The organism is Nocardioides cremeus, from assembly GCF_030518195.1.
Classification (GTDB): domain Bacteria; phylum Actinomycetota; class Actinomycetes; order Propionibacteriales; family Nocardioidaceae; genus Nocardioides; species Nocardioides cremeus.
Map to the genome: position 1 here is coordinate 1 of NZ_JAULSC010000430.1, position 223 is coordinate 223.

At 75.8% G+C, this 223-nt stretch carries 1 protein-coding gene; it reads right to left on the bottom strand.

Going from position 1 to position 223, the window contains the following annotated elements; all coding sequences use genetic code 11:
* Positions 1–223 (bottom strand): anion permease (locus QWJ41_RS21615; protein ID WP_302710559.1); only part of this gene is annotated, 223 nt, incomplete at both ends.

The following is a 223-nucleotide window of genomic DNA, read 5'->3' on the forward strand; positions in this document are numbered from 1 at the left end:
GGGCGATGCGCACCGCGCCGGTCCCGAAGACGATGGCGTTGGGCGGGGTGCCGACGGGCAGCATGACGGCGCACGTCGCCGCGAGCGCCGCCGGGATCAGCAGGGTCACCGGGTCGACGCCGCGGCCGGCGGCGACGCCGCCGAGCACGGGGATGAAGGTCGCGGCCGTGGCGGTGTTGCTGGTGACCTCGGTCAGCAGCAGCACCAACGTGACGACGGCGGC